Genomic DNA, 23518 nt, shown 5'->3' on the forward strand with positions numbered 1-23518 from the left:
TTACTTCCCGGCGTCAACCTGCAGGGCGAGCCCGACCCGCTCGACGTTCGCCTTCTGCAGGCTCTTCATCACCGCGATCACGCGGTCGTACTTCACGTCGCGGTCGGCCGAGATCACCACGGGCACGGGCTGCCCCGCGGCAGACTCCGCCCTGCGGACGGCGTCGACCAGGGCGGGCATGTCCGTGTCGCTCACGCGGCCTCCCTCCTTCATCGACAGCGACCCGTCGGCCTTCACAATGACGGAGATGACCCGGTCGGGGGCCTTCGAGGCCTTCGCCACGGTGGGGAGATTCACGACCGAGGGCTCCACGAACGGGGCGGAGACCATCAGAATGACCACAAGCACCAGCATCACGTCGATGTAGGGCACGACGTTGATTTCCGCCATGACGCGGCGGCGGGTGTTGCTGTCGGGGCGCAGTGAACTCATGGCCGTCAGCTCCTCTGCCGCTCAAGGATGTTGAGGAACTCCTCCGTGAAGGCGTCGAACCGGTTGAAGAGCCGGTTGGTGTGGGTCGCGTAAAAGTTGTAGGCGGCCACGGCCGGAATGGCGGCGAAAAGGCCGATGGCCGTGGCGACCAGCGCCTCGGCGATGCCCGGGGCCACGACGCCCAGAGAGACGTTGGTGAGGTTGGACAGCCCCGTGAAGGCGTTCATCACGCCCCAGACCGTGCCGAAGAGCCCGATGTAGGGCGACACCGAGCCGATCGAGGCGAGCACGGAAAGGCCGTTTTCCAGGCTGTCCATCTCGCGCTGGTAGACCGCCCTCATCGCGCGCTTCACGCCGTCGAGCACGTGCGCGGCGTCGATCCCGCGCTCCCGCAGCTTCGCGAATTCGCTCATTCCGGCCGCAAAGATCTTCTCCTCCGGGCCGCTTTTGTCGCGGCGCATCTGCGCCCCCTCGTAGAGCTTCGAGAGCTCCGCGCCGCCCCAGAACCTGCGCTCGAAGTCATCGGTCGCCTTCTGGGCGCGCCGCACCTGGAACCATTTCTGGAAAATCAGGGTCCAGCTCACCACCGACAGGGCGATCAGGATGAAAAGCACCACCTTCACAACCAGGGAGGCGTGCAGAATCAGCGTAATGATGGACAGATTTGCGTTCGGCGTCATTTCAGGGCCTGTCTATGGGCATGCAGGGGCTCGGTCAGCTCCGGCAGCATCGCATTGTAAAAAGGTTTGGGAAAAGGGCGGGGAGCCTTGGAGGCGGGATCCACGAAGGCGCAGCGCACCGTCCCTTCGGTGAGCAGCTCTTCGCCGCGCCAGATGTCCTGCTCGAGCTCGCAGGTGGCGTGGCGCATCCGCACAAGCCTCGAGCGCACGACGAGCTCATCCTCCAGCACGGCCGGCCGGCGGAAGCTGATCGAGAGATCCACCACCACGATCACGCCGCTTTCCGCGGCCATCTCAGTCTGGGAAAGGCCCAGGCTGCGGATCGCCTCGCTGCGCGCCCGCTCCATGAACTTGATGTAGTTCGCGTGGTAAACCACGCCCCCCGCATCGGTGTCCTCCCACTGGACGCGGACCGGGTAGGTGAACTGCTTGTCAGATGCCATTGCGCACCCCGGAAAATCCTTCTGCTTGAGAAAGTGCGCTCAGTATAGGACGGAGCGGATCCCTGCGGAGCGCGGTTAACAATAAGAAACCTTTCTGTCCGGTGCGCGGCCGCAGGCACGGGCGGAGGACGAAGGCGCCGGAGAGGCGGCAAGGCGGGCCGCCCGGGCGGCAGACCGCTAAACTAGAGAACCGTCAGCCCAGAAACCCCGGTTCTCAGGAAAAAAAGCGACTCCCTCATGGCCCAGCCCCTTCGCGCCCGCTTTCAACGCCTTGCCAGGCCGGCCGCCCTCGCGGCCGCCTGCGCGGCGCTTGCGCTTGCCGTCTCCTGCAGCGCGCCGGTGAACTCCCCGCGCCCGGGCGAGTCGGGGCTCGAGAACACGCTCTACTCGCCCTTTTCCGGCCGCAGCCCCAAAACGCTCGACCCGGCGGTCTCCTACTCTTCGGACGAGACCGCCTACACCTACAGCATCTACGAGCCGCCCTACCAGTACCACTACCTGAAGCGGCCCTACGAGGTGGTGCCCCGCTCGGCCGCCGAAGTGCGCCCCCCGCAGTACTACGACGCCTCGGGCCGCAGGCTGCCCGGGAACGCCCCTCCGGCCCTCATCGCCGAGAGCCGCTACGTCATCCCGATCAAGAAGGGCATCCTGTTCGCGCCCCATCCCTGCTTCGCGCGGGGCCCCGGCGGGGAGCTGCTCTACGCGGACCTGCCCGAGAAGGACGCCGCGAGGCTCAAAAGCCCGCTGGAGCTGCCCGGGCGCGGAACGCGCGAGCTCACGGCCGAGGACTTTGTCTACGGCATCAAGCGGATCGCCTCCCGGCGGGTCGTGAGCCCCGCCTTTTCGGTGCTTGCGGACCACATCATCGGGCTGCGGGAAATGAACCGGGCGATCTCCCGGGAGGAAGACCGCCTGACCCGTCAGACCGGGCGGCGCCCCCGCTTCCTTGACCTGCGGCGGATCGCCTTTCCCGGCGGCGGCGTGAAGGCGCTGGACCGCTATACGCTCGAGATCCGCGTCAGGGGCAAGTACCCGCAGTTCAAGTACTGGCTCACCATGGCCTTTTTCGCGCCGGTGCCCTGGGAGGCCGAGCTTTTCTACTCGAACCCGGGCTTTGCGGAGAACAGCATAGGGCTCGCCTGGTGGCCGGTCGGGACCGGCCCCTACATGATGGAGCGCTTCGAGGAAAACCGCCTGCACAGCATGGTGCGCAATCCCAACTTCCGGGGCGAGCCCTACCCCTGCGAGGGCGGGCCCGGCGACCGCGAGGCGGGGCTGCTCGCCGACTGCGGCAGGCCCACGCCCTTCATCGACCGGATCGTCTTCACGATCGAGAAAGAGGCGATCCCGCTGAAGACCAAGTTCCTGCAGGGCTACTACGACAGCCCCGCCATCGACCGCTCCGACACCGGCCAGGGCTTCCTCATCGAGGCCGCGGACTCGCCCGAGAAGTCCCGCGAGTACGAGAGCAAGAAAATCCGCTTCCCGCGCTCGCCCGACCTCTCCAACTGGTATCTGGGCTTCAACATGCTCGACCCCGTGGTGGGCGCGGGCCGCACGCCGGAGCAGGCCGCGCGGCACCGGGCGCTGCGCCAGGCGCTCTCCATCGCGATCGACTGGGAGGAGGCGATCTCCATTTTCCAGAAGGACCAGGCGGTCGCCCTGATGGGGCCGCTGCCGCCGGGGCTGCAGGCGGGGCAGGGCTCCGCCGCCCAGGAGATCAACCCCGTCGTCTACAGGCGCGGCGCGGGGGGCCGCCCCGTGCGCAGGACGCTCGAAGAGGCGCGGGCCCTGATGGCCCGGGCGGGCTACCCGGGCGGCCGCGACTCGGCCACGGGCCGCCCGCTCGTGCTCGCCCTGGACTACCAGCAGGCGGCTTCGGGCAGCCGCCAGCTCCTTGACTGGTACCGCAAGCAGTTTGCCAAGCTGGGCATCCAGCTCGAGATCCGGGCGACCGACTACAACCGCTTCCAGGACAAGATGATCCGGGGCGCCGCGCAGATCTTCCTCTGGGGCTGGAGCGCGGACTACCCCGACCCCGAGAACTTTCTCTTCCTGCTCTACGGCCCCAACGCCAAGGCGGTGACGGGCGGCAGCGGGGAAAACGCCGCCAACTACCGCTCGGCCTCCTACGACCGGCTTTTCGAGGCGATGCGCTTCGAGGACGACGGCCCGCGCAAGGACGCCCTGGTCGCAGCCATGGTGCGCACCGTCCAGGAAGACGCGCCCTGGAGCTTCGGCTACACGCCGCTGTCCGCCGCCGCTTATCATCAGTGGGTGCTCAACGCAAAGCCCTCCTCCATGATCCGCAACACGCTGCCCTACCTGCGGCTCGACACCGCGCTGCGGGCCCGCCGGATCAGGGAGTGGAACCGCCCGGTGTGGTGGCCCCTCCTGATCCTCGCCGCCGCCGCGGCCGCGGCCGCGGCCTCCGCGGTGCGGCTCGTGCGCCGCCGCTCCAAACGGCTCGGCCGGGAGACCCGCCCATGATCCGATACCTGGCGCGCCGTCTGGTCTACGGCTTTTTCATCCTGCTCGGCGTGAACCTCATCACCTTCGTGCTCTTTTTCGCGGTGAACACGCCCGACGACATGGCCCGGCTCGCCATCGGCGGCCGGTACGTGAGCGCCGAGGCGATCGCCGGCTGGAAGTCGGCCCACGGCTACGACAAGCCGCTTTTCTGGAACGAGGCCGAGCAGGGCCTCGCCCGGGCCACCCGGACCATCTTCTGGGAGCGCTCCGTGCCGCTGCTGCGCTTTGACTTCGGCTCGAGCGACCGCGGCCGCAGCATCAACCGGGAAATCGCCGAGCGGGCCGGCCCGTCGCTTGCCCTCGCGCTGCCCACCTTCCTGCTCTCGGTGGGGGCGACGACGTCGCTCGCGCTGCTGCTCGTGCTGTTCCGCCGCACCCGGGCCGAACGGCGGGGGCTTGTCGCCTGCGTCTTCCTCATGTCGATATCGAGCCTCTTTTACATCATCTTCGGGCAGTGGCTCTTCGCACGCGTGCTGCGGCTCGTGCCCATCTCGGGCTTCGGCAGCGGCTGGCACCTCGCGGTGTTCCTCATCCTGCCGGTCGCGATCGGGGTGCTGTCGCGGCTGGGCTCCGACACGCTGTTCTACCGCACCATGTTCCTCGAGGAAATCGGCCGGGACTATGTCCGGACCGCCCGGGCCAAGGGCCTGTCGGAGATGCGGGTGCTCTTCACGCACGTGCTCCGCAACGCGATGCTGCCCATCATCACCTCCACCGTGGCCGCCATCCCGCTGCTTTTCATGGGCTCGCTCGTGATGGAAAGCTTCTTCGGCATCCCGGGGCTCGGCAGCTACACGATCGACGCGATCAACGAGCAGGACTTCTCCATCGTCCGCGCCATGGTCTTTCTCGGCACTGCGCTTTACATCGCGGGGCTCATCCTCACCGACATCGCCTACACCCTGGCCGACCCCCGGGTGAGGCTGGAGTAGGGAGGGGACATGCCGCTTTTTGTTTTCCTGCCGACCGACGCCGTGATGTGGCTGCTTGCCGCAGGACTCTTCCTCGCGGTTTTTTCCGCGCGCCGCAGCCCCCGCGCGCGGCAGCGCTGGGGCGAGGTGTTCTCGGGCCGCGCGGCGCAGGCCTGCGCGGCCGTGCTCGCGTTCTTCCTGGCCATCGCCCTGGCCGACTCCGTGCACTTCCGCGCGAGGCTCCCCGCCCAGGGCTCGGACGGCCCCGTCTATGCGGCGGCCGCCGAGTCGCTGCTCGACCACTCGCTCGGCTCCTGGATCGCGGGCCGCGAGCGAAGCTACTCCTCGCCCTTCTCAGGCCGCGAGTTCGACCGCTCCTCCGACCCCGCCTCGGGCTCCGCCCGGCGCTTCCGCCAGCCTCTGCGCGGCGTCACCCCCCGGGCCCTCGGCGGCTCCGGGCGCCGCGCCGACCTCCTGCGCCGGGGGGCCTGCGGGCTGCTGGCCGGGGCGCTTCTCGGGGGGCTTGTCCTTCTCATCCCCGCCGCAGTCTCCGCGAGGCGCCGCAAGAGCTCCCTCGCGCAGGCCGCCCGCGCCCTGCTGGTCTCGCGCGGCGGCTTCATCGCCGCCTCGGCGCTGCTGCTCGCGGGCAGCGCCCTCGTCCTCGCCTTCTGGGGCGGCTACCACCCGCTCGGCACCGACAGGACCGGCAACGACGTGCTCTACCAGGCGCTCAAGAGCCTCCGGACCGCCTTCGCCCTCGGCACCCTCGCCACGCTCGCGATGCTGCCCTTCGCGCTTGTGCTGGGCATCGCCGCGGGCTACTTCAAGGGCTGGGTGGACGACCTGGTGCAGTACGTCTACACCACGATCTCCTCCATTCCCTCCGTGCTGCTCATCGCGGCCTGCGTGCTGATGATCCAGGTCTTCATCGACCGGCGCCCGGACCTTCTGCCGACCTCGCTCGAGCGCGCCGATGCGAAGCTCTTTTTCATCGCGGTCATCATCGGCGTGACGAGCTGGGCGCCGCTCGCGAGGCTGCTGCGCGCCGAAACCCTCAAGCTCTCCGGGCTCGACTTCATCACGGCCTCGGTCGCCTGCGGCACGCCGGCCTGGAAGATCATGGCGCGGCACCTCCTGCCCAACGTGCTGCACATTGTGCTCATCGTCTCGGTCATCGGATTTTCCGACATCGTCCTCTACGAGGCCGTGCTGTCCTACATCGGGGTGGGCGTCGACCCCTCGATGAACTCCTTCGGGTCCATGATCAACGCGGCCCGCAGCGAAATGTCGCGCACCCCGGCCGTCTGGTGGAACCTCGCCGCGGCCTTCATGTTCATGGTCGCGATCGTGCTGAGCGCGAACCTCCTCGCCTCGGCGGTCCGGGACGCCTTCGACCCGAGGACGGCAAAGGGAGGCCGCAGATGACGCGCGAGCAGCCGCTTCTCGAAGTGAGGGACCTCACGGTGAGCATCGCCGGCGCGGAGCGCCGCGTCACGCCGGTCGACGGCGTGAGCTTTTCGCTGCGCCGCGGCGAAACCCTCGCGCTCGTGGGCGAGTCCGGCTGCGGCAAGTCGCTCACCGCCTTGTCGCTCATGAGGCTGCTGCCGGAAGCGGCCGCGATCACAAGGGGCGAAGTGAGGCTTGCGGGCGAAGACCTTCTCGCCCTGCCCGAATACCGCATGCAGGACGTGCGCGGACGCCGGATCGGCCTGGTGTTTCAGGAGCCCTCCACCTCGCTCAACCCCGTGATGACGGTCGGGGACCAGATCGGAGAGGTGCTGCGCCGGCACTTCCGGCTCACCCGCTCGGAGGCTCGCCGCGGCGCCCTCGAGTGGCTCGCCCGCGTGGGGATCCCCGAGCCGGAGCGCCGGGCGGCGGCCTATCCCTTCGAGCTCTCGGGCGGGCAGAAGCAGCGCTGCATGATCGCCATGGCGCTCGCGGGCAGGCCCGGCGTGCTCATCGCCGACGAGCCTACGACGGCGCTCGACGTGACGCTGCAGCGCCAGATCCTCGACCTCCTCCTGCGCCTGAAGCGCGAGACCGGCCTCGCGCTGCTGCTCATCACCCACGATCTCGCCGTGGTGAGGCAGACTGCCGACCGGGTGGCCCTCATGTATGCGGGGCAGATCGTGGAGAAGGCCCCCGCCGATGAGTTCTTCGCAAATCCGCGCCATCCTTACGCGCGGCAGCTTCTCAGGGCGGTGCCGAACCTCGCCGCGCGCGGCGCTCCGCTCGAGGGCATCCCCGGGACCGTGCCGGTGCTCGACCACGAGTTCCGGGGCTGCCGGTTCGCGCCGCGCTGCCTGTGGGAGAAGCCGCAGTGCCGCAGCGAGCGGCCGGCTCTCCTGCCCTCGGGCCCGGGGCGCTGGTGCGCGTGCCTGAGGCCGGAGCTGCCGGAAAACCCGGGCGCGGCCGCGGCGGTCCGCGCGGCGCAGGGGGACGGGCCGGAACAAACGCCCCCCGAGCCCGTCCTTGAAGTCTCGGACTGCCGGGTCGCCTTTCCGCTGCGGCGCCGCTTTCCGGATTTCAGAGCCCGCGCCTTCAGGGCGGTGGACGGCGTCTCGCTGCGCCTCTGCCGAGGCGAGACGCTCGCGCTCGTGGGCGAGTCCGGCAGCGGCAAGACCACGCTGGGGAAGGCGCTCCTGCGGCTGCTGCCCTCCCGGGCCCGGATCTCGGGCTCGATCCGGATCGGAGGCTGCGAGGTGCTCGAGGCGCGGGGCCGGGCGCTGCTGGCGCTGCGGCGCCGCGCGCAGATGGTTTTCCAGGACCCCTACTCCTCGCTCGACCCGAGGATGACCGTCGGGGAGACGCTGCTCGAGGCGCTCGTGAACCTGAGGCCGGATCTCGACGCCCAGGCGCGGCGCGCGAGGATGCGGCGCCTTCTGGACCTCGTGGGGCTCGGGGAGACGGCCCTCGCGCGCTACCCCCACGAATTCTCGGGCGGCCAGCGCCAGCGCATCTCGATCGCCCGCGCGCTCGCCCCCGGGCCGCAGCTGCTGGTCTGCGACGAGCCCACCTCCGCGCTCGACGTTTCCGTGCAGGCCCAGATCCTCAACCTTCTGTCCGACATCCGGCGCGAGACCTCGACCGCCTGCCTGCTCATCACGCACAACTTCGGGGTGGTCGAGTACACGGCCGACCGGATATGCGTCATGAAAAACGGCAGGATCGTGGAGTCGGGCGAGGCGGGGGACGTGCTCGAGCACCCCCGAGACGACTACACGAAGGCGCTGCTCGCGGCCGTCCCGTCCATCGGGAGGCGCTCCTGAGCGAAGGGCCTTGAGCGCGCAGGAGCGCCTTCAGAAGAGGGTTTTCTGGGCGGCCGGGCGCGGCTCAAAGCCGAAGTGCCGGTAGGCCGCCTCGGTGGCCATGCGCCCGCGGGGCGTTCTGAGGACGAAGCCCTGCTGGATGAGGTAAGGCTCCACCACGAATTCAAGCGTGTCGCCGTCCTCGCCCACCGCTGCGGCGAGATTGTCGATGCCGACCGGGCCGCCGGAGAATTTTTCGATGATGGCGCGCAGGAACCGCTGGTCGATCCCGTCGAGCCCCAGCTCGTCCACCCCGAGCAGCGCGAGCGCCTCGGAGGCGATTTCGCGGGTGATGACGCCCCCGTGCCTCACCTCGGCGTAGTCGCGGACCCGGCGCAGGAGCCTGTTGGCGATGCGCGGCGTGCCGCGGCTGCGGCGCGCGATCTCGGCGGCCCCCTCGGGCTCGATCTTCACCTTGAGCAGGGCGGCCGAGCGGTTCACGATCCGGGCGAGCTCCTCGGCGCTGTAGAACTGCAGCTGGTTGATGATGCCGAAGCGCGCCCTTAAGGGGCTTGTGAGCATGCCGGTGCGGGTTGTCGCCCCGATGAGCGTGAAGGGCTGCAGATCGAGCTTGATCGAGCGGGCCGCCGGACCCTCCCCGATCATGATGTCGATCTGGAAATCCTCGAGCGCCGGATAGAGGATTTCCTCCACCACGTGCGAAAGGCGGTGGATCTCGTCGATGAAGAGGATGTCGCCGCGCTCCAGGTTGGTGAGGATCGCGGCGAGGTCCCCCGGCCGCTCGAGCACGGGGCCCGAGGTCTGCCGCAGGTTCACGCCCATTTCGTGCGCGATGATGTGCGCGAGCGTCGTTTTGCCCAGCCCCGGGGGCCCGAAGAGCAGCAGGTGGTCAAGCGGCTCTCCTCTTTTCTTGGCCGCCTCGATGAAGATGGAGAGCTGGCTGCGCACCGACTCCTGGCCCACGTAGTCCCTGAGGGTTTTAGGCCGCAGCGCCCGGTCCACGTTCTCCTCGTTCGGAGAGGCGCTCGCAGCGGTCACAATGCGTTCAACGTTTTCCATAAAGCGATCCGTCCTGCAGGAGGCAAGGTTACACTTTCGAGCGCAGGGCGAGCCGTATGCCCTCGGCCGCGCTCACGCCCTTGGGCAGCCTTCTCGCGGCGGCCGCGGCGTCGCGCTCGCTGTAGCCCAGGGCGATGAGGCCGGCCGCCACGTCGGCCTGGACGCTGCCGGGCGCCGGCCCTTCCGCAGACGACCCGGGCAGCCCCGGGGCGAGGCCGTCGAGCTTGCCCTTGAGCTCCAGCACGAGCCTTGCCGCGGTTTTCTTCCCGATGCCCGGCACCCGCGTGAGCAGGTCCGCCTCGCCCGCGGCGACCGCGGCGGCGAGATCCGCGACCGACAGGCTCGAGAGCACCGCCAGAGCCGTCTTGGCGCCGATGCCGCTCACCTTGACGAGGGTCTGGAAGGCCGCCTTCTCTTCGCGCGTGAGAAACCCGTAGAGCAGGATGGCGTCCTCGCGCACCAGCATCTGCACGTAAAGCGTGGCGCTCTTTCCCGTCTCGGGCAGCGCCGCAAGCGTCGACACCGGCACCGCGAGCTCGTAGCCCACGCCGCCCACGTCGAGCACTATGCCGGTGGTCTGGCGGTCGGCGATCACGCCCTTCAGCATCGCGATCATGGCTTTCTCTCCTCCATGCCTGTGATTTTCTGCGTCCAGGCCCGCCGCGCCGCCCTCGCCCCGCCGCAGGAGGTCGAGCGCGCCGCCCCGATCGAGGTCTTCGACGCGCCCGCGGCCTCCACCATCCGGGCGGCCTGCGCAGCGCACAGCGCGCAGGCGAGCGCATCGGCCGCATCGGCCTGCGGCGTCTCGGGCAGCGAGAAGACCATGACCATCATCGCGCGTATCTGGCTTTTCTGCGCGCGCCCCGAGCCCGTCACGGCCTGCTTGATCTCGGTCGGCGTGAACTCGGCCACCCGCAGCCCCGCGCAGGCCGCGCTCGCAAGCGCGGCGCCCCGCGCCTGCCCGAGCAGCAGCGTGGAGTTCGGGTTCACGTTCACAAACACCTTCTCGCAGGCCGCCATGTCGGGGCCGGTCTCGGCGATGATCTCCTGCAGCCGCCGGTAAATGACGGCCAGCCGCTGCGCGAGTTCGGACTTCGGGACGCGGATGACGCCCGCAGTCACAAGCCTCGGCTCTCCGGCGGCCGCGTCAATGACGCCGAAGCCCGTCCGGTTGAGCCCGGGGTCAATGCCTAGAATTCTCATGAAACGGCGCGCTCCATCCGAGGCGGGGCTCACCAGGGCCTGCCGCCCATGCCGGGAAAGCCCCCGCCCCCGAAGGGCATGCGGCCGCCGGCCATGCGGAGCAGCCGCGACAGCCCGCCCTTTTTCATGCGCTTCATCACCTCTGTCATCTGCTCGTACTGCTTGAGCAGCTTGTTCACTTCCTGCACGGGCAGCCCCGCGCCGGCGGCGATGCGCTTCTTGCGGCTCGCCTTGATGAGGTCCGGATGGCGCCTCTCCTGCGGCGTCATCGAGTCGATGATGCCGATGGTGCGCCGGATCATCCGGTCTGCATCCTCATCGGAAACGTTCGCCTTGGCGGCCGCCTCCTGCATCGAGGCCGGCAGCTTGTCGATCAGGCTCGAGACGCTGCCCATCGAGCGCATCTGCACCATCTGGTCGCGGAAATCGTTGAGGTCCATGCGGCCGTTTTTGCGCATGCGCTCGGCCACCTTGCGGGCCTTTTCCGCATCGATCGAGCTCGTCACGTCCTTCACGAGGGAGACGATGTCGCCCATGCCGAGGATGCGGCCGGCCATCGCCTCGGGATTGAACTCGTCGAAGCCCCCGAGCTTCTCGCCCGTTCCCACGAACTTGATCGGCAGGCCGGTCACCTCGCGCACAGACAGCGCCGCGCCGCCCCTCGAGTCGCCGTCGAGCTTCGTGAGCACGATGCCGGTGAGCGGCAGCCGCTCGTTGAAGACCCGGGCGGTGTTCACCGCGTCCTGGCCGGTCATCGCGTCGACCACGAAATAGGTCTCGATCGGATGCAGGAAGGCCGAAAGGTCGGAGACCTCCTGCATCATCTTCTCGTCAATCGAAAGCCGGCCGGCCGTGTCGACGATCAGCACGTCCGCAAAATGCAGCTTCGCGTAGTCGAGGGCGGCCCGCGCGATATCCAGGGGCTTCTGCTCGACGGTGCTCGGGAACCAGTCGGCGCCGGCCTGCTCGGAGACCATCTTCAGCTGCTCGATGGCGGCCGGCCGGTAGACGTCGGCCGACACGGTGACGACCTTCTTTTTCATGCTGTCCTTCAGCCACTTCGCCAGCTTCCCCGCGGTGGTCGTCTTGCCCGCGCCCTGCAGGCCCGCCAGCAGGATCACGGCCGGGGGCGTGCAGGCGAGGTTGATCCTGCGCTGCTTCTCGGGCAGGTCGCCACCGATCACGGCGGTGAGCTCCTGCTGCACGATCCCGACGAGGGCCTGGCCCGGGTTGAGGCTGCCGACGACCTCCTGGCCGAGGGCCTTCTCCTTGATGCGGTTCGTGAGGGTCCGCACGACCGGCAGCGCCACATCGGCTTCGAGCAGCGCCAGCCGCACCTCGCGCAGCATCTCTTTGGAGTTTGCCTCGGTAATGCGGGCCTGGCCGCGCATCGTCTTGACCACTTTGGCCAGACGCTGGGTAAGAGTATCAAGCATGGTGATGAATCAAAGGCTTTATTTGAAGGAAGGCGCCTGGGGAAAAAGCCGCACGGCCCTCCCGTCCTGGGAATGGGGCCCGGCCCGCGCCCTGCACGTGATGTGCATTCTAAAGGTTCGCGGCGCCTTTAGGCAGGCCCCCGGGCGGGGCCTGCCGCCGCGCCGCCGCGAGCCTCGGAGCGGCGCCGGCAAATAGCCTACAATGAGCCCAAAGCAACTTTTCGATGCTCCTGCCGAGGCGGCCCGGCTGTCCTCGCCGCAGGGCACCTCCACACGATGATGACAGGCACTCTTCTGACGGTTTTGGCGGCCCTCGCATACGCCGGCTGCGGCGCAGTCGCGCTCAGCTCGCTGTGGAAGCGCGGCGGACGGGCTCCGGCCTGGCTTCTTGCCGGCATTCTCGCGGCTCTCGTCCTGCACTCGGCGGGCGTGAGCCGGCAGATCTTCCACGACGGCGGCATCTTCTTCGGGTTCGGCCCGGCGGTCTCCGCCTCCATGCTCTTCGCGGTGGCGATTCTCTCGATCGTCTCCTGCTTCCAGCGCATCGGCCCGGTGTTCGGCATCGCCCTGATCGCGGCGGCCGCCGCGGCGCTGCTGCCGGCCGTGTTTCCGGGCGAGCCGATGAACGCCGCGCTGTGGACGCCGCTTTTCCGCGTCCATCTCGGCCTCGGGCTGATCACCTACGGGCTGCTCGCCACGGCGATCATCCAGGCGGTGCTGATGCAGCTGCAGGACGGCCGCTTCCGCCGCTCGCCCGATCCCATCCCGCAGCGCGGGATTCTTTCGAACCTGCCGTCCATCCTATCGATGGAAAAGGTTCTCTTCTATATGCTCTGGACGGGCTTTGCGACGCTCACCGCGCTGCTGGTCACGGGCTTTTTCGTCACGCACGAAGCCTACGGCGTGTGGCTGCACTTCGACCACAAGACCTTCCTCACCTGGGCGAGCTGGCTGTGCTGCGCGGTGCTGCTGGCCGGCCACCGGCTGCTCGGCTGGCGGGGCTCGACCGCGCTCAAGTGGTGCTGGATCCTCTGCGCGATCTACCTCGTCGCCTACCTGGGCTACACCTTCCTCATTGAAGTCTTCATCGACTGAGCGGAGCTATTTATGGGCTTAATCAGGCTTCTCCCCTGGATCATTCTCATCGTCATCGCATTCGTGTTCCTGTCGCGCAAAAAACGGGAGCGGGAGCGCTCGGCCATGGAGGAGGAACTCAAGGCCATGCGCCGCCAGCTCAACGCCCGCCAGGGTCCCGCGGAGGGCTCCTCCGAGGAGATGGCGCGCTGCCCGCACTGCGGCACTTACTTCCTGCGGCGCGACGGCGTCATTAAAAACGGCCGCCTCTACTGCAGCCGCTCCTGCGCGAGAAAGGACGCCTGAGACATGCGCGAGCCGCTTCTGAGGCAGCCCCGCTTCGAGATCGGCCCCGAAGGCTGGGCGCTCGGAGCGCTTGCGATGCCGAGCCTGCACTTCGACCTCAGGCCCGACCCCCGGGACGTGAGCCTCATCGTCGTGCACAACATCACGCTGCCGCCCGGACGCTTCGGCACGGGCTGCGTCGAGCGCTTCTTCACCGGCCGGCTGGGGCTCGACGAGGACCCGAGCTTTGAGTCCCTCAGGGGGCTGCGGGTCGCCTCGCACTTCTTCATTGAACGCTCGGGGCTTGTGATCCAGTTCCTGTCCTGCGCGGTGCGGGGCTGGCATGCAGGCCGCTCCTCATTTGAAGGCAGGCCGCGCTGCAACGACTTCTCCGTCGGCATCGAGCTCGAGGGCACCGACTTCGAGCCCTTCGAGGACATCCAGTACGAGTCCCTCGCCGCCGTCATGGAAGCGCTCGCCCGCCGCTACCCGATCCGGGCCGCCGCCGGCCACAGCGACATCGCCCCCGGGCGCAAGACCGATCCCGGCCCTTATTTCGACTGGAGCCGCGTGATGACGCGCGGCCTGCTCGAGCGCGGCGTCGCCTTTCCCTTCGCCGCCGGAGCCGGAAAGGCCCCGGGCGCGGGCGCCGCGGCGCGCGCCCCTTTAACATCTGCCGGGGAGGGCCGCCCCTCCTGACCGGATGACCCTATATACTGAACGCCATGAACCTGATCTCACATCTGCTCGGCTATGTCGTGGATCTGCTCGCAGCGCTGCTCGGCTCGGTGCTGCTGCTGAGAGCCTGGGTCTACACGCTTGCCATCCCCACCTCCGACCCGATCGCCAAATTCTGTGAAGTCCTCACCGACTGGCTCGTGCAGCCCGTGGTTCGAAGCACGGGCGGACGCATCGGGCGCTGGCACTGGCCCGCGCTGCTGTGCGCCTTCGCGGTGGCGATCCTCTCGTCCATCCTCTCGAGGCTTTTGTTCGGCGTGCCCATGTCGCTGCTCGGGCTCCTCGTCTCGCCCTTCGCGCTTCTGGGCCGCTGGGCCACCGAGCTCGTGCTCTGGGGAACCGTGATCTGGGCGGTGCTCACCTGGCTGCGCTCGCCCTCGCCGGTGATCCGCACGCTGGGGTTCCTGGTCGAGCCCTTCCTGCGCCCGATCCGCAGGGTAATTCCGCCGATCAAGGGCGTGGACCTCTCGCCGGTCTTCGTGTTCATTCTCTGCCAGCTGGTCCTTATCCTGATCACACCGCTGGCCCGCGGCATCGTCTGACGCCCGCGAAACGGCGCAGCGCGCCCCCGCCAGAACCGCTTTGGCTCCCCCTTTTTCCCGCCGCTCCTGCCGGGCAGGAAAAAAGCGCCTCTTCCTCCTGGGGACAGTTCAGACAGTTCAAAGAGACGCTTTTTTCTTTTTCCTGAAAAGGGACGGGCCGAAGCGGCCCGCCCCCTTCCAGCGGCCTCAGGCCCGCGCGGCCTTCAGCTTTTCCAGGATGAAGGCGGCCGCGTTTTCCAGCCTCACCATCTCCCGCTTGTCGAGGCTTCGGCGGCTCGTGTACTCGACCTCGCCGTTCTTCAGTCCCCGGTCTCCAACCACAATGCGATGCGGCACGCCGATCAGCTCCCAGTCGGCGAACATCGGGCCCGGACGCATGTCGCGGTCGTCGAGGATCACATCGACCCCGGCCTTCTGCAGCTCGTCGTGCAGACGGTCGCAGGCTTCGCGCACGGCTTCGCTGCGGCGGTAGCCCATCGGGCAGATCACCACCTCGAACGGCGCGATCGCCTCGGGCCATATGATGCCCTTGTCATCGTGGTTCTGCTCGATCGCGGCGCCCGCCACGCGGGAAATGCCGATGCCGTAGCAGCCCATTTCAAGGGGCTGCGGATGGCCCTGCTCGTCGAGATAGGTGGCCCCCATCGCCGAGGAGTACTTGGTGCCGAGGTAAAAGACGTGCCCCACCTCGATGCCGCGCTGCAGCTTGAGCGTGCCCTGGCCGTCGGGCGAGGGATCGCCCTCGACCACGTTCCTCAGGTCCGCGAACTGCGGCTCGGGGAAGTCGCGGCCGAAGTTCACGCCGCGCAGGTGGAAGCCCTCTTCGTTCGCGCCCACCACGAAGTCGCTCATGCAGCGGACCGCGAAGTCGCCGTAGACCTTCACCTTCTGCGGATCGAGGCCGACGGGCCCCAGATAGCCCGGCTTGCTGCCGAAGGCTTCGAGGATCTCGGCCTCGGTGGCGAAGCGGAAGCCGTCCTTCAGCTCGGGCAGCTTCCCGACCTTCACTTCGTTCAGGCTGTGGTCGCCGCGCAGCAGCACGAGAACGATCCGGGCGGGCAGGGGCCGGCCGGCCTCGTCGGTGCGGTCGGCCGCGAGCACCACGGACTTGACGGAGCGGGTGAGCGGCAGCCCGAGCAGCGCCGTCACGGACTCGCACTTGTCGCAGCCCGGAGTGGGCACCTTCTGCATCGTCTCCTTCGGGGCCTGGCGCTCGGAGGAGGGCGGCAGCGCCTCGGCGAGCTCGATGTTGGCGGCGTAGCCCGAGCCCGTGCTGTAGGCGATGAGGTCCTCGCCCGTGTCGGCAATCACCTGGAACTCGTTGGAGCGCGAGCCGCCGATCGATCCCGTGTCCGCGGCGACCGGGCGGAAGACCAGGCCCGTGCGGCTGAAGATGCGGCAGTAGGCGTCGAACATCTTCTTGTAGCTCTCGCCCGCCTTCTGCGCGTCCCGGTCGAAGGAATAGGCGTCCTTCATGATGAACTCGCGGCCGCGCATCAGCCCGAAGCGGGGGCGCCGCTCGTCGCGGAACTTAGTCTGGATCTGGTAGAAGTTCACCGGCAGCTGCCTCCAGGAGGTGATCTCCTGGCGCGCGAAGTCCGTAATCACTTCCTCGGAGGTCGGCTGGATCACGAAGTCGCGGTCATGCCGGTCCTTGAAGCGCAGCAGCTCGGGGCCGTACTTCTCCCAGCGCCCGGACTCCTTCCAGAGCTCGGCGGGCTGCACGATCGGCATGAGCATCTCGATGGAGCCCGCGCGGTCCATTTCCTCGCGAACGATGTTCTCAATTTTGCGGATCACCCGCAGGCCCATCGGCATGTACGTGTAGACGCCGGCAGCCAGCTTCTTGATCATGCCCGCGCGGATCATGAGCTTCTGGCTCGCGATGTCCGCGTCGGCCGGAGCTTCCTTCAGTGTTGAGATAAAAAATTGTTGAGCTCGCATGGAACTTCCAGTCAGATAAGCGGCCGCACGCGCCCAGGACAGGCCCGGCGGTCCGAAACTAAACGAAAAAGCATTCTAAAACGAAGTCAGCCGGCTTCGAAACCGGCGGGCTTGGTCACGACGAGATTGTCGCGGTGGATGAGCTCGGGCTGCTCCATGTAGCCGAGGATCGCCTCGATCTCCTCGGTGTGCCGCCCGGCGATCCTCAGGGCATCGGCGCTCGGGTAGGCGGTGAGCCCCCGGGCGATCTCCTCGCCCTCGGGAGAAAGCACGGCGATCACGTCGCCGCGCTTGAAGTCGCCCCGCACCTCCTTTACTCCGACGGGCAGCAGGCTCGTGTGGCCGTCGATCAGCGCGCGGGCCGCTCCACGGTCGAGGACCACCGCGCCGGACAGATTGAGGTGGTCGGCAATCCAGGCCTTGCGCGCGAGAATCTTCGGCGTCTCCGGCACCAGCTCAGTGCCGAGGGGCTCGCCCGCGGCCAGCCTGCGAAGCGGCTCCTTTTCGCGCCCCGAGACGATGATCGTCGCAGCCCCGGTGCGGGCTGCGCGCTTTGCCGCGAGAACCTTAGTAATCATGCCGCCCTTGGACAGGGAGCTTGCGGCCCCGCCCGCCATCTTCTCGAGCGCCGGATCGCCCGCGCGGGCCCGGGCGATGAAGACCGCGTCCGGGTTCCTGCGCGGGTCGGCGCTGTAGAGCCCCTTCTGGTCGGTGAGGATCACGAGCAGGTCGGCATCGATCAGGTTGGCGACCACGGAGCCCAGCGTGTCGTTGTCCCCCACCTTGATCTCGTCGGTCACGACGGTGTCGTTTTCGTTGATCACGGGCACGACGCCGAACTTGAGCAGCGTGAGCAGCGCCCCCCTCGCGTTCAGGTAGCGCGTGCGGTCGTTGAGGTCCCCGCCGGTGAGCAGCACCAGGGCGGATTTGATCCCGCGCTTTTCGAACTCGTGCTCGTAGGCCTGCGCGAGGCTCATCTGCCCCACGGCGGCCGCGGCCTGCAGGCGGCTCACGTCGGTCGGCCTCTCCGACCAGCCGAGCCGCAGGATGCCCTCGGCGATCGCCCCGGAGGAGACCAGGAGCACCTCGCGGCCGTCGCGCGTGAGGGCGGACAGATCGCCGGCAAGTGCGGCGATCGCCTGAAAGTCAAGCCCCCGCCCGTCATTCGTGATCAGGGCCGAGCCCACTTTCACCACAATGCGCTTCGCCTCGGCCGCGACGGAGCGGGCCGCTGCTGCTGATTCGCCTGCCATGATGCTTTTCTCCCCTTTTTTCCAGTTTTTCCGCCTGCCCTGCCGCGGCGCCGCGCCGGACAGCGCTCCCCTCAGGCCTGATCCCCGGCGGGGGCGGCGCCCTCTTCAGGCTCCGCGCCGGACTGAGCAAAACGGGGGTCGGCCGCGTCCTGCGCCGCCTTCTTTTCAGCCCGCCGCGCCTCGTCGAGGAACTGCGCAATGGCCATCACGACCTCGCGCGTGCCTTCCCTCGAGGCGGCCGACATGACGAAGAACGGCCGCCCGGCCCCCCCCCCGTCCTGCAGAGCCTCGCGCAGCTCGGCCACCCGCGCGGGCCTTTCGGACTGCGGCACCAGGTCGAGCTTGTTGAGCACGACCCAGCGCGGCTTCGCGGCAAGCGACGCGCTGTATTTCCCAAGCTCGCTCACAAGCGCGCGGGCCTTGGCGACCGGGTCGCTGCCGTCGAGCGGGGCCATGTCGATCACGTGCAGCAGCAGCTTCGTGCGCTCCAGGTGCCGCAGGAACTCGTGGCCCAGCCCCGCGCCTTCGGCCGCCCCTTCGATCAGACCGGGAATGTCGGCGATCACGAAGCTGTTCTCGTGCTCGATGCGCACGACTCCGAGGTGCGGCGACATCGTCGTGAAGGGATAGTCGGCGATCTTCGGGCGGGCGTTGGACACGGCCGTGATGAAGGTCGACTTCCCGGCGTTCGGGTAGCCGAGCAGCCCCACGTCGGCGAGCACCTTGAGTTCCAGGTGCAGGCTGTGGTGCACGCCGGGCTCGCCGAGCGTGTACTGCCTGGGCGCGCGGTTCGTCGCGCTCTTGAAGTGCAGGTTGCCGAGGCCTCCGCGGCCGCCCGCGGCGATCAGGGCCTTCTTCCCGTTCTCGGAGAGGTCGGCGAGGACCTCGCCCGAGTCCTCGTCGGTGATCACCGTGCCCACGGGCATCCGCAGCACGATGTCCCGGCCGGCCTTGCCGTAGCAGTCCGACCCCATGCCGTTTTCGCCGTTCGGAGCCTGGTACCTGCGGGTGTAGCGGTAGTCGATGAGGGTGTTCAGGTTTTCATCGGCCACCGCCCAGACCGAGCCGCCGCGGCCGCCGTCGCCGCCGTTGGGGCCTCCGCGGGGAATGAATTTTTCGCGCCGGAAGGAGGCCGAACCGTTGCCGCCCTTGCCGCCCTGAACTTCAATCTTCGCTTCGTCGATGAATTTCACAGCGAAATCCGTCCTAATGTGAGCCGGGGCTTCGCCCGGAATCTAAAAAAGCCCTGCCGCCAGAGACGACAGGGCTTTTGCTGAAAATTGCCAGACTGCCCGCCTCAGGCGGCAAGCGGGACAACCTTCACAAACTGCTGGTTGCGGGGACCCTTCACCTCGAATTCGACGGTGCCCGAAGCAGTCGCGAACAGCGTGTGGTCGCGGCCCATCATGACGTTGTCGCCGGCGTGGAATTCAGTGCCGCGCTGACGCACGATGATGGAGCCGGCGGAAATCACCTGGCTGCCGAAAACCTTGACGCCCATGCGATGAGCCTTGGAGTCGCGTCCGTTGCGGGTCGAGCCGCCGCCCTTCTTGTGTGCCATTTTTTTCTATTCCTCTAGAAAAAATTCAATGAATTAAGCTGCGATTTTTTCGATCTTCAGCTCGACGTAGTTCTGGCGATGGCCGGCGCTCTTCTTGGAGTGCTTGCGCTTGCGGAACTGGAAAATGCGGACCTTGTCGGCGCGGCCCTCGGAGACCACGGAAGCGGTCACGGAAGCGCCTTCGACGAGAGGAGCGCCCACCTTGAGCTCCTTGCCCTCGCCCACGGCGAGAACCTCGGAGAGCGTGACGGTATCGCCGACCTTGGCGCCCAGAGTCTCAACCTTGAGCAGGTCGCCTTCGGAGACGCGGTACTGCTTGCCGCCGGTCTTGATGATTGCGTACATTCTTTTCCCCAGTGTTTCACTCAGCCGGCGGCTGCGCGCTCGGGCGGGCCCCGGAACTGTGAAACCTTCTTGTGTCAAAAACAGGCTCCTTGGGAAGCAAGGAACCTGACCTGTGTGTCTCATCCTGCCTAGGGCGGGATGAGCAGGATATTATCTTCTGTTTTTCCTATAAAGTCAAATAAATTCCCGGGCTTTCATCCCGCGCCCGGAAGGCGGCCGGTTTCCCGCGGACGGAGGAAAATTTGACATTCCCGCGGGAAAGAGTATTATGGTTGCCCTCGGCGTTGGAAACGACGGTTTTTCCCGCATGGGAACCCGCCGGATCAGCCGGCTCGGGGTGTGACTCAGCCTGGTAGAGTGTCACGTTCGGGACGTGAAAGTCGGAGGTTCGAATCCTCTCACCCCGACCAGATTTCGAAAAGCGCGCGGTGCGTCAAAGCTCCGCGCGCTTTTTTCTTTCCGCCTTTCCCGCGGCCTCCCGCAGACGCTCCCCCGGCAGCTGCTCGCGCGCGCCCTTCATGCGCGTTATCCTCCTGTCTGCCGAAAAGCGCAGGAGCAGCCTCCTGCGCGGGCGACGAAAAAACACTGGAGGGCATACAAGCTCATGCAGACCGACCGCCGATGGATTCTGGGCCTCACCGGAGGGATCGCCTCGGGCAAGACGACCGTTTCGAACTGGCTTGCCGCCGCGGGCTGCGCGGTGGCCGACGCTGACGAAGAATCGAGGGCCGTCACCGCCGCGGGCGGCGAAGCGATGCCGCAGCTCGAGCGCGAGTTCGGGCGGCGCTGCCTGCGGCCCGACGGCAGCCTCGACCGCCGGGCGATGCGCCGCATCGTCTTTTCCGACCCGGAGGCGCGCCGAAGGCTCGAGGCCGTGATCCATCCGCTCGTGCGCCGGCGGCTGATCGAGCGGCTCGCCGGCGGCGGCAGCGCCCCGTACTGCGTGCTCGTGGTGCCGCTGCTACCCTCCATCCTGGAGCTGCGGCCTCTGCTGAACCGCCTGCTTGTGGTGGACGTTCCCGAATCTCTGCAGGTCGAGCGCCTCATGCGGCGCAGCGGCCTCTCGCGCGGCGAAGCCCTCGCGATCCTTGCCGCGCAGTCGCGTCGCTGCGAGCGGCTCGAGGCGGCCGACGACGTGCTGGAGAACTGCGGCAGCGAGCCCGAGCTCTTCCGGGGGCTGGAGAGCCTGCACGAGCGCTACTGCGCCATGGCCCGGCGCTTCATGGAGAACTGTGCGGCATGACAGAAAGCAAGGAAAAAACTGAAACGTTCTCGGTCCGCTGCCCGATCTGCGGCAAAAAGGTCCCGTGGGGGCCGCAGAGCCCGTGGCGGCCCTTCTGCTCGGAGCGCTGCAGGCTCATCGACCTGGGCGAATGGGGCAGCGACGCCTACCGCATCGAGGGCCGGCCCGGAAGCGCGGACCTGCTCGACGAGGGCGACGCCAAAAAAGAGCCTTAAGAAGGCCTAAAACCGCCGCCACAGGCCGTGCCAGCCCTGCTCGAGGGCGGCCTCGAGCGCCTCCTGCGAGAAATCCGCGGAGGGCTTCAGGACGGGCAGCGCGCAGCCGGCGGGGCCCGCCTCGGGGCAGCGCTGCGCAAAAACGAAGTCCGTGCCGGACGGAGCCTCCCCGGGCTGTCCGCAGAGCGCGCCGCGGAAGGGCCCGCCCCGGCCGGAGACGAGCAGGGCGCCGGCGGGAAGAAAGCCGCGCGCGAGGCGAGGCGAGGCCCCGCCCTCCGGAAGGAAAAGCAGCCGCGCGCCCGCTTCGAGCGCCCTGCGCGCCCTCCCGGCCAGGTTCCCGCCGCCTTCAAGCAGCGCCGCCCTCAAGGGCAGCCCCGCCCACCCCGCGATCACGTCATCCATGGGCAGCAGCTTCCCGCCGGGCAGCCGCCCCCGCTCGTAAAAGCCGAAGCGCTGCCCCTCCAGCCCCCGCGGCTCCCCGCGCCAGCGCCAGCAGCGCCGGAAATGAAGCCGCACGAGCGCGTGCGGGTAGTCCACCATCCGCACGAACCAGGGGTAGGAGCGCAGGACCTCGATCCCAAGCTCTTCCTCGAGCTCGCGCCTGAGGGCGCTGCCGGGATCCTCGCCCGGCTCGAGCTTGCCGCCGGGAAACTCCCAGAATCCGGCGCAGGGCTTGCCCTCGGGCCTCGAGCCCATCAGGACCCGCCCGCAGCCGTCCATCAGAACCCCCACCGCGACATCCACCGGCTCGCGGCCGCCGAAGCCCGCGCCGCTCACGGCAGGGGCCTGCCCCGGGCGACGCAGGAGGCCGCGGCTCGGGCGAACTGCTGGGCGACGCGGCCCGAGCGGGAGCCCCGGCCCAGCGCGAACTGCAGGGCCGAGACGCGCATCTCCGGGGAGGCCGCCTGCTGCTCGGGCACGCCCAGCTCGCGCAGCCACAGCCCGACGATGTCGAGGTACTCGTCCTGCGAGAAGGGATAGAAGGACAGCCACAGCCCGAAGCGCTCGGACAGCGACAGCTGCTCCTCGATCGTCTCGGCGGGATGCAGCAGCCCGTCCGCGTCGAGGCTCGAGTCGAGGTTGTCGGCGGCGCGCTCGGGCATCAGGTGCCGGCGGTTCGAGGTCGCGTAGACGAGCGTGTTGCCGCTGCCGCCCGCGATGGAGCCGTCGAGCGCGGCCTTGAGCGCCCTGTAGCCGCCCTCGCCCTGCTCGAAAGTGAGGTCGTCGCAGAAAAGGATGAAGCGCTCCGGGCGCCCGGCCACGACCTTCACGATGTCGGGCAGGTCGGTGAGGAAGTCGCGGCTCACCTCGATCAGCCGCAGCCCCTCCGCGCGGTAGGCCATGAGGCAGGCGCGGATGAGCGAGCTCTTGCCCGAGCCGCGCGCCCCCGTCAGGAGCACGTTGTTCGCGGGCAGCCCCCGCACGAAGCTCTCCGTGTTGCTGAAGAGCAGCTCCTTCTGGCGCTGCACGTGCAGCAGCTCCCCGCCGCTGATCAGGGCCGGGCAGAGCACGGCCTCGAGCCGCCCCGCGGTCATCCCGAGATAAGGGCGGCGCTCCCAGCGGAAGGCGCTCTGCGACCAGTCGACGTCGCCCGGATCAGGCGGCAGCAGCGCCTCCAGCCGGCCGATGAGCCGCGACAGTTTCTTTTCCAGTTCTCCGTTCATGAGGCTTGCCCTCCTTTTCCCGTTTCTTCAAGGCCCGCGAGGGCGGCGTCGGCCGTCGACAGCACAAGGGCCCTCAGGCTCTCAAAGGGGGTGCTGCCCGCGCAGCGCCTCCCGGCGCCGGGCTTTCCGGTAGCCAGGGCAAAGGCAAACCGCACCTCCCCGAACGCTTCGCGAAGGTCCCCGGCGATCCGCTCGAGCTCGTCCGTCCCCAGCCCCGCGTCGGTCGCCGCCGCGACCGCCCTCCCCCGGTCCAGGCGGAAGGCGAAGGCGTTCACGACCACGGGCGAAAACTCCACAAAGCAGCGGCGCGACTCTCCCCGCCCCGCCAGAGCGCCGGCTCCAGCGGCCTCGAGCGCCCCGAGCCCCGAGCGCTCCGCGTCTTCCCGCCAGCCGGAGGCGCCCGCCTCCGGGCGCGGGCCCGTGCCCGCGTATAGCGCCAGGGTGTGCTTCTTCGGCTCCGGACGCCCCGGCCGCTCCCAGGCGAGCACCCGGAGGGCGCGCACGCGGGCCTGCGGGGCAAGCAGCCCGCAGTCCCGCGAGGCGGACCAGCCGGCCCGCCCCCGCGGGAACTGAAGCCTGAAGCCGCCCGCCCGGCCCGAGGCCGTCAGGCCCCGAATCGCGTTGAGATCCGCCCACTGCTGTGCCATGTCTGCCCGCTCCATCGATAAAAACAAAGCCCGGCCGGCCTC

At 68.4% G+C, this 23518-nt stretch carries 25 protein-coding genes and 1 tRNA gene; 11 read left to right on the forward strand and 15 right to left on the reverse strand.

The annotated features are described in order from the left end of the window. The 3 genes from MUN46_RS01380 to MUN46_RS01390 are packed head-to-tail and all read right to left on the reverse strand — an operon-like array spanning nucleotide 1 to nucleotide 1555. On the reverse strand, nucleotides 1-432 hold the full coding sequence (locus tag MUN46_RS01380; protein ID WP_243375824.1) for a biopolymer transporter ExbD: 432 nt from the start codon (nucleotides 430-432) through the stop codon (nucleotides 1-3). A gap of 5 nt (nucleotides 433-437) precedes the next feature. After that, nucleotides 438-1112: a protein TolQ gene (gene tolQ, locus MUN46_RS01385; RefSeq protein WP_243375825.1), complete on the reverse strand. Its 675-nt coding sequence runs from the start codon at nucleotides 1110-1112 to the stop codon at nucleotides 438-440. Continuing rightward, the gene (locus tag MUN46_RS01390) at nucleotides 1109-1555 is read right to left on the reverse strand and encodes a YbgC/FadM family acyl-CoA thioesterase (protein WP_243375826.1); all 447 of its coding nucleotides are present in this window, start codon (nucleotides 1553-1555) and stop codon (nucleotides 1109-1111) included. The genes tolQ and MUN46_RS01390 overlap by 4 nt, the downstream gene beginning before the upstream one ends. Nucleotides 1556-1792: 237 nt before the next feature. On the opposite strand from MUN46_RS01390, the gene MUN46_RS01395 reads away from it, so the two are divergent. Genes MUN46_RS01395 through MUN46_RS01410 form a run of 4 tightly spaced genes read left to right on the forward strand, consistent with a single transcriptional unit; the run spans nucleotide 1793 to nucleotide 8267 of the window. Continuing rightward, on the forward strand, nucleotides 1793-4045 hold the full coding sequence (locus MUN46_RS01395) for an ABC transporter substrate-binding protein (RefSeq protein WP_243375827.1): 2253 nt from the start codon (nucleotides 1793-1795) through the stop codon (nucleotides 4043-4045). Beyond that, entirely contained in the window at nucleotides 4042-5019 is a 978-nt protein-coding gene (locus MUN46_RS01400) for an ABC transporter permease (protein WP_243375828.1), read from the forward strand. The genes MUN46_RS01395 and MUN46_RS01400 overlap by 4 nt, the downstream gene beginning before the upstream one ends. A 9-nt stretch (nucleotides 5020-5028) precedes the next feature. After that, nucleotides 5029-6423 (forward strand): ABC transporter permease, encoded by a 1395-nt coding sequence (locus tag MUN46_RS01405; protein ID WP_243375829.1) that lies wholly within the window; start codon nucleotides 5029-5031, stop codon nucleotides 6421-6423. Beyond that, a complete protein-coding gene (locus MUN46_RS01410; protein ID WP_243375830.1) occupies nucleotides 6420-8267 on the forward strand; it encodes an ABC transporter ATP-binding protein in 1848 nt (615 codons plus the stop codon). Before MUN46_RS01405 ends, MUN46_RS01410 begins: the two co-directional genes overlap by 4 nt. Nucleotides 8268-8297: 30 nt before the next feature. On the opposite strand, the gene ruvB is transcribed toward MUN46_RS01410, so the two are convergent. From ruvB to ffh, 4 genes are read right to left on the reverse strand one after another with little or no spacing between them, the layout of a single operon-like run. Continuing rightward, a complete protein-coding gene (gene ruvB, locus MUN46_RS01415) occupies nucleotides 8298-9326 on the reverse strand; it encodes a Holliday junction branch migration DNA helicase RuvB (protein WP_243375831.1) in 1029 nt (342 codons plus the stop codon). A gap of 28 nt (nucleotides 9327-9354) precedes the next feature. Beyond that, entirely contained in the window at nucleotides 9355-9942 is a 588-nt protein-coding gene (gene ruvA, locus MUN46_RS01420) for a Holliday junction branch migration protein RuvA (protein WP_243375832.1), read from the reverse strand. Continuing rightward, nucleotides 9939-10529, reverse strand: a complete 591-nt coding sequence (ruvC, locus tag MUN46_RS01425; protein ID WP_243375834.1) for a crossover junction endodeoxyribonuclease RuvC — start codon at nucleotides 10527-10529, stop codon at nucleotides 9939-9941. The genes ruvA and ruvC overlap by 4 nt, the downstream gene beginning before the upstream one ends. 29 nt (nucleotides 10530-10558) lie before the next feature. Next, nucleotides 10559-11965 carry a signal recognition particle protein gene (gene ffh, locus MUN46_RS01430; RefSeq protein ID WP_243375835.1) on the reverse strand — a complete coding sequence of 469 codons (1407 nt, stop codon included), beginning with the start codon at nucleotides 11963-11965 and terminating at the stop codon, nucleotides 10559-10561. Between the two features lie 276 nt (nucleotides 11966-12241). Between ffh and MUN46_RS01435 the strand changes: the two genes are divergently transcribed. Genes MUN46_RS01435 through MUN46_RS01450 form a run of 4 tightly spaced genes read left to right on the forward strand, consistent with a single transcriptional unit; the run spans nucleotide 12242 to nucleotide 14604 of the window. Next, a complete protein-coding gene (locus MUN46_RS01435; RefSeq protein WP_243375836.1) occupies nucleotides 12242-13060 on the forward strand; it encodes a cytochrome C assembly family protein in 819 nt (272 codons plus the stop codon). 12 nt (nucleotides 13061-13072) lie between these two features. Continuing rightward, nucleotides 13073-13345 (forward strand): PP0621 family protein, encoded by a 273-nt coding sequence (locus MUN46_RS01440; RefSeq protein ID WP_243375837.1) that lies wholly within the window; start codon nucleotides 13073-13075, stop codon nucleotides 13343-13345. Nucleotides 13346-13348: 3 nt separating this feature from the next. After that, on the forward strand, nucleotides 13349-14023 hold the full coding sequence (gene ampD, locus MUN46_RS01445; RefSeq protein ID WP_243375839.1) for a 1,6-anhydro-N-acetylmuramyl-L-alanine amidase AmpD: 675 nt from the start codon (nucleotides 13349-13351) through the stop codon (nucleotides 14021-14023). A 26-nt stretch (nucleotides 14024-14049) separates the two neighbouring features. Beyond that, the gene (locus MUN46_RS01450) at nucleotides 14050-14604 is read left to right on the forward strand and encodes a YggT family protein (protein ID WP_243375840.1); all 555 of its coding nucleotides are present in this window, start codon (nucleotides 14050-14052) and stop codon (nucleotides 14602-14604) included. Between the two features lie 186 nt (nucleotides 14605-14790). Here MUN46_RS01450 and MUN46_RS01455 read toward each other — a convergent pair whose 3' ends face one another. The 5 genes from MUN46_RS01455 to rplU form a co-directional block, all read right to left on the reverse strand. Further along, nucleotides 14791-16548, reverse strand: coding sequence for a proline--tRNA ligase (locus tag MUN46_RS01455; protein WP_243375841.1), 1758 nt, complete (start codon nucleotides 16546-16548; stop codon nucleotides 14791-14793). Between the two features lie 86 nt (nucleotides 16549-16634). After that, on the reverse strand, nucleotides 16635-17801 hold the full coding sequence (proB, locus tag MUN46_RS01460; protein WP_243375842.1) for a glutamate 5-kinase: 1167 nt from the start codon (nucleotides 17799-17801) through the stop codon (nucleotides 16635-16637). Nucleotides 17802-17872: 71 nt separating this feature from the next. Then, complete coding sequence (gene obgE / locus MUN46_RS01465) at nucleotides 17873-18994, reverse strand: GTPase ObgE (RefSeq protein ID WP_243375844.1); 1122 nt, start codon at nucleotides 18992-18994, stop codon at nucleotides 17873-17875. Between the two features lie 104 nt (nucleotides 18995-19098). Continuing rightward, entirely contained in the window at nucleotides 19099-19362 is a 264-nt protein-coding gene (rpmA, locus tag MUN46_RS01470) for a 50S ribosomal protein L27 (RefSeq protein ID WP_237979005.1), read from the reverse strand. 33 nt (nucleotides 19363-19395) lie between these two features. Next, nucleotides 19396-19707 (reverse strand): 50S ribosomal protein L21, encoded by a 312-nt coding sequence (gene rplU, locus MUN46_RS01475; protein WP_237979004.1) that lies wholly within the window; start codon nucleotides 19705-19707, stop codon nucleotides 19396-19398. A 333-nt stretch (nucleotides 19708-20040) separates the two neighbouring features. On the opposite strand from rplU, the gene MUN46_RS01480 reads away from it, so the two are divergent. The 3 genes from MUN46_RS01480 (at nucleotide 20041) to MUN46_RS01490 (ending at nucleotide 21165) form a co-directional block, all read left to right on the forward strand. Beyond that, nucleotides 20041-20117, forward strand: a tRNA-Pro gene (locus MUN46_RS01480). A gap of 194 nt (nucleotides 20118-20311) precedes the next feature. Beyond that, complete coding sequence (coaE, locus tag MUN46_RS01485) at nucleotides 20312-20950, forward strand: dephospho-CoA kinase (protein WP_243375846.1); 639 nt, start codon at nucleotides 20312-20314, stop codon at nucleotides 20948-20950. After that, the gene (locus MUN46_RS01490; protein ID WP_243375847.1) at nucleotides 20947-21165 is read left to right on the forward strand and encodes a DNA gyrase inhibitor YacG; all 219 of its coding nucleotides are present in this window, start codon (nucleotides 20947-20949) and stop codon (nucleotides 21163-21165) included. Before coaE ends, MUN46_RS01490 begins: the two co-directional genes overlap by 4 nt. Nucleotides 21166-21171: 6 nt before the next feature. On the opposite strand, the gene MUN46_RS01495 is transcribed toward MUN46_RS01490, so the two are convergent. The 3 genes from MUN46_RS01495 to MUN46_RS01505 are packed head-to-tail and all read right to left on the reverse strand — an operon-like array spanning nucleotide 21172 to nucleotide 23476. Beyond that, nucleotides 21172-21942, reverse strand: a complete 771-nt coding sequence (locus MUN46_RS01495; RefSeq protein WP_285230530.1) for an NUDIX domain-containing protein — start codon at nucleotides 21940-21942, stop codon at nucleotides 21172-21174. Next, a complete protein-coding gene (locus tag MUN46_RS01500; protein ID WP_243375848.1) occupies nucleotides 21939-22829 on the reverse strand; it encodes an ATP-binding protein in 891 nt (296 codons plus the stop codon). Before MUN46_RS01500 ends, MUN46_RS01495 begins: the two co-directional genes overlap by 4 nt. Beyond that, complete coding sequence (locus tag MUN46_RS01505) at nucleotides 22826-23476, reverse strand: hypothetical protein (protein ID WP_243375849.1); 651 nt, start codon at nucleotides 23474-23476, stop codon at nucleotides 22826-22828. The genes MUN46_RS01500 and MUN46_RS01505 overlap by 4 nt, the downstream gene beginning before the upstream one ends. Nucleotides 23477-23518 lie beyond the last annotated feature (42 nt).

The sequence above is a fragment of the Mesosutterella faecium genome (assembly GCF_022809315.2).
In the GTDB taxonomy this organism is placed as follows: domain Bacteria; phylum Pseudomonadota; class Gammaproteobacteria; order Burkholderiales; family Burkholderiaceae_F; genus Mesosutterella; species Mesosutterella faecium.